The 2,489-nt window shown below is 44.0% G+C and carries 2 protein-coding genes; one reads left to right on the top strand and one right to left on the bottom strand.

Going from position 1 to position 2,489, the window contains the following annotated elements; all coding sequences use genetic code 11:
- Positions 1-87: 87 nt before the first annotated feature.
- Positions 88-270 (bottom strand): hypothetical protein, encoded by a 183-nt coding sequence (locus tag H3001_RS18945; RefSeq protein WP_165356980.1) that lies wholly within the window; start codon positions 268-270, stop codon positions 88-90.
- Between the two features lie 296 nt (positions 271-566).
- On the opposite strand from H3001_RS18945, the gene ltrA reads away from it, so the two are divergent.
- Positions 567-2,372: a group II intron reverse transcriptase/maturase gene (gene ltrA, locus H3001_RS18940; protein ID WP_181215783.1), complete on the top strand. Its 1,806-nt coding sequence runs from the start codon at positions 567-569 to the stop codon at positions 2,370-2,372.
- Positions 2,373-2,489: the final 117 nt, after the last annotated feature.

The following is a 2,489-nucleotide window of genomic DNA, read 5'->3' as shown; positions in this document are numbered from 1 at the left end:
GTGCGCCCATAAGGCGGTGTAATAAATATCTATTTAGCAATAGATTAGGTTAGAGTTCTATGAAAATAAGACCTACTGTCATCCGACTTATCCCAGAGGGAAACCCGAGGGGGAGTGCAGCATGTCGGAGAAGCCATAAGTCAGCCAACTGCCACGCTGCGACTGAATGGCAAGACAGAAAGACGGACATGAGGATGAAGCCTGAACTGGTTGAACAACAATCCAGTGGCACATACCAGGGCTGTGGCGGAAGGCAGTTACCAACGCCATATCGCATGTACCCCAGCAAGTGTTTAGGTTGTATGGGGCAAAGAACTGACTGCGACACGTCTGCAATAAGCAGATTAACGGACGAACGTTGCATCCGACAGTCTGTCATGCTTGTTATTACACCCGCTAAATGGGGATTGCCTAAACCGAAACGCCGAAAGGCTATAGAAGTCGTTCTTGAATATTCGGCATGGCAACGGAGCTTCCGTAGTAGTCCGAGCAGGGTAATGCCCTGCACATGGCGAAGGGAAGCAGTTATATAATCAATATAATCAAAGGAAAATGTGAGAGACATTATGAGAAATCCAAAGAATGTATTGAACAACTTAGTGAAACACAGCAATGTATCGGGCTATAAGTTCGAACGGTTGTATCGTATTCTATTCAATGAACAGATGTTCTATACCGCCTACCAGCGAATCTATGCCAAACAGGGCAATATGACCGCTGGGACAGACGGCAAGACAGTTGACGAAATGAGCATTCAGAGAATAGAAAATCTAATCTCCAAGCTTAGAGACGAAAGTTACAAACCCAACCCAGCCAAAAGGGTCTATATCCCTAAGAAGAACGGAAAGAAACGCCCGTTGGGCATCCCGTCTTTTGAAGACAAGTTGGTGCAGGAAGTGGTACACATGATACTGGAAGCCATATACGAGGGAAGTTTTGAAAATACCTCACATGGATTCAGACCACGTAGGAGTTGCCAGACTGCATTAAACCAAATTCAAGATACGTTTCTCGGAACAAAATGGTTTATAGAGGGGGACATAAAAGGCTTCTTCGACAACATAGACCATAACGTTCTGATTGGCATACTCGAAGAACGCATAGCGGACGAGAGGTTCATAAGGCTCATCCGTAAATTTCTGAACGCTGGGTATATTGAAAATTGGAAATACAGACACACGTACAGTGGAACTCCGCAAGGCGGCATCATTAGTCCCATACTGGCTAATATTTACCTTGACAAGTTCGACAAGTACATGGAGGAATACGCCCAATCTTTCAATAAAGGCGCAAGCAGAAGATTGGATAAGGATTACCGTCGGATTAAAGACCGTAAGAACAAGCTGGAAAAGAAACTGAAATCCGAAACCGATACAAAGGTACGGAAAGACCTTATTGATAAAATCAAAGGGTATTACCGACAGATGCAACAAATGCCTTGTGTCATGGAAATGGATGAAGAGTACAGACGGTTGAAATATGTCAGATACGCAGACGATTTCTTGATTGGGGTTGTCGGCAGCCATGAAGAATGTGGGCAAATCAAAGCGAATATCACACAATTCATGAAAGATAAGCTAAAACTTGAACTGTCGGCAGAGAAAACGCTTATAACCCAAGCACAAGAAAAAGCTAAATTTCTGGGATATGAAATAACCGTACGCAACTCCAAAGCCACCAAGAGAGATAAGAATGGAGTGCTCAAAAGAATGTTCAACCGCAAGGTTGTGCTTCTACTCCCGAGAGAGGTGGTCAAGAACAAGTTGATTGACTACAAAGCCATGAGGGTTATACAAACCAATGGCAAGGAGGATTGGAAGCCAAAGGCACGCAGTTATATGATGAACTGCAAACCGGAGGATATTGTAGCCCAATTCAATAAGGAGATAAGAGGATTCTACAATTATTACTCGATAGCGAACAATGTATCTACTCTTTGCAAAAGGTTCGGTTATATTATGGAATACAGTATGTACAAAAGCATCGCCAAAAAGCAAAGCAGCAGTGTACGGAAGATTAAAAAGAAATACTCGAAAGACAAAGACTTTGTAATCAGTTACACGGATGCAAAAGGGCAATGCAAATGCCGTGTGTTCTATAATGAGGGTTTCAAGAGAAAAGACGCTCAATGTGATGCTAAATGCGACATAATGCCAAACACCAATTTTCTGCCAGCCTCAAGTCTTGTTGAGAGACTAAAGGCGGAACAGTGCGAGGTATGCGGAGCGCATGGCAAAACGGTGATGCACCATGTTCGTGCCTTGAAAGACTTGACAGGCAAGAACGAATGGGAACGCATCATGCTCAAAATGCACCGTAAAACATTGGCAGTCTGTCCAGAATGTAATGCTAAAATACATGGCAATGTATAACACTAAGTTGAATTATAACGGAGAGCCGTGTACATGGAGACATGTAAGCACGGTTCGGGGGCAGGCTCTCGGAAACCTACCGCAGAAATGCGGCAAGGCGCCGAGTGCCGAGCCTAC

Source organism: Phocaeicola faecicola (genome assembly GCF_013618865.1).
Lineage (GTDB): Bacteria > Bacteroidota > Bacteroidia > Bacteroidales > Bacteroidaceae > Phocaeicola > Phocaeicola faecicola.
This window is presented reverse-complemented; position numbering and strand designations above follow the sequence as displayed.

Excerpts from the sequence above, each read along its gene's own strand:
- H3001_RS18945 (WP_165356980.1), bottom strand. The coding sequence starts at position 270 with ATGGCGTTGGTAACTGCCTTCCGCCACAGCCCTGGTATGTGCCACTGG.
- ltrA (WP_181215783.1), top strand. The coding sequence starts at position 567 with ATGAGAAATCCAAAGAATGTATTGAACAACTTAGTGAAACACAGCAAT.